Here is a 2,224-nt window from a genome sequence, read left to right on the forward strand (position 1 = left end):
TGTTGAAAGCAAGATAGAAGGTACAATAAACGGTCCAACTAATATAGTGGTTACAGTAGATAAAATTGTAAAACCACAACCAGTAAAACCAGAAACAAAACCAAGTGAAATACCAGGAAGTAGCACTAACAGTGGAACAGCTCAAGGTAGAACTTGGACTTATGACAGTGCAGCTTCAAGTCAAGTTCAATCATTAATAAATAATTTCAGACAACAACAAGGGTTAAAAGTTTTAAATCCAACAAGTCAAGCAACAAAACAGGCTTTAGCGGGTGCTAATCAAATGGCAGAAAATATGAATTCTCAACATGGAGATTTTGAAATGGGGAATATGATTGAAGCAGGAGCAGTGAGAGGAAATGTAGCACAAGAAATATTTGATTGTTTTTATAACTCACCTTCTCATAAGGCAGATATGATTTCAAATCAAAGCAATATGTCTGTAGTAGTATTAAAAGATAGTCAAGGAAATTATTTTACTTGTGTTCAATTTGAAAATGATGCATTTAACAACCCTAACATTCACTGGGAAACATCGAATTCATAAATAAATCGAATTCATAAATAATAAGAACTGGGACCTAAAGTACCCAGAATGAACCTAGGGTACAATGTTATCAACTTAAGGAAAAAACACTGAAAAATTTATAGTTTTTTTGATTTAAATAGTTAATTATTGTAATCTTATCCTATAAAACAAAAGAGGAATAATGAATTATGAAATGTGATAAAATAAAAACTGTATTAAAAGATATTATAGACAATGATATAAAAGAATTTGCAAGGATAAATAAGACTAGTTTTACTCGAAATAGAAAAATGTGTTACGAGGATTTTATGCTACTCTTATTAAGTCGGAAAGGTTTAACAACAACTATGGAATTAAATAATTTTTTTAAAGATCAAGATAGACGTGAGGATATTGTTAGTAAGCAAGCATTCTCAAAACAACGTAATAACCTCAATCCGGAAGTTTTCGTAGAATTAAATAATAGATATGTGAAAAGAGTCTATGATGATGTTCAAAATTTAAAAAAGTATAAAGGATATATTCTAACTGCAATAGATGGTAGTCAAATAGAAATTCCTAATGTAGAAAGATTAAAAGAAGAATTTGAATGTAAAGCGACGGGACAATCAAAACATAGAACCATTATACGTGCACTAGCATCAGGGATTTATGATGTTGAAAATAATGTTATGATTGATTCAATTATAGATAGTAAAACAACCGGCGAACGCGCATTAGCTATTTCAAATATTGGAAATATGCTAAAAATTATTCAAAATACAGATAAAATAATAACACTCTTTGATAGAGGATATGTTTCATTAGAATTATTATTATTATTAATGGAATCACCGATTAAATACGTGTTTAGGTTATCAAAGACAAGCTTTCGCCGCGAAGTTGTCTCTATGCATGGACAAAATGATGCTATTGTAAAAATTAAGTTAGATGCTGATAGATGCTATACTATGAAAAATCCAATTTTAAAAGAAAAAGCAAAAATTTTAGGAGAAATTGTTGCACGTATTGTAAAGATAGTACTTCCAACTGGTGAAATTGAATACTTATTAACAAATTTATATGATGGTGTTGAATTTCCAACTGAAGAACTTGGAGAGTTGTATTATAAACGTTGGGGAATAGAGAAGGCTTTTGATGTTATAAAAAATAAGCTAAATATTGAAAATATTTCAGGTCGCAAAAGATTATTTGTAGAACAGGATTTTTATGCCCAGATGTTAGTATTCAATATGGTTGAAGGTATACGTAGCGAAGCCAATGCAGAATTAGAAATGAAAAATAAAGCTACTAATAATAAATATAAACATAAAGCAAATATGAATATTCTTATAGGAACATTTCGAGAGTATTTTATAAAAATAATACTAGAAGAAGATACAGCGAAAAGTGAAAAAATGTATGCTTATATGATGGAAGAAATGATTAAAAGTGTCGTGCCAGATAAGCCTGGAAGAAGTAATGAAAGAAAACCTTACTCTGGAGTAAATAAACATAGAACAAATATCAGAAGAAATAGTTAATTACCAATAAAAATAGTGAATTTTATGGGGAAGGGGAAGTTATATACTTTTAGTTGATTTATCATAAATTCAATTTACTTTTTTGTATAAAAAAGTAAAAACCAAATCAGATTTTGAACTCTGATTTGGTTAAGTTGATAACATTGACCCCGGGCACAGACAAGCAATAAAT

2 protein-coding genes are annotated in these 2,224 nt (G+C 29.2%); both read left to right on the forward strand.

All coding sequences use genetic code 11. The features are described from left to right. Window positions 1-547, forward strand: a 547-nt coding sequence (locus ACRDDY_RS15325; RefSeq protein ID WP_438565809.1) for a CAP domain-containing protein, incomplete at its 5' end; no start/stop codon positions are given. 170 nt (window positions 548-717) lie between these two features. Continuing rightward, window positions 718-2,052: an IS4 family transposase gene (locus ACRDDY_RS15330; protein ID WP_438565810.1), complete on the forward strand. Its 1,335-nt coding sequence runs from the start codon at window positions 718-720 to the stop codon at window positions 2,050-2,052. The last annotated feature ends 172 nt before the right edge of the window (window positions 2,053-2,224 follow it).

The organism is Clostridium sp., assembly GCF_051656525.1.
In the GTDB taxonomy this organism is placed as follows: Bacteria; Bacillota; Clostridia; order Clostridiales; family Clostridiaceae; genus Clostridium.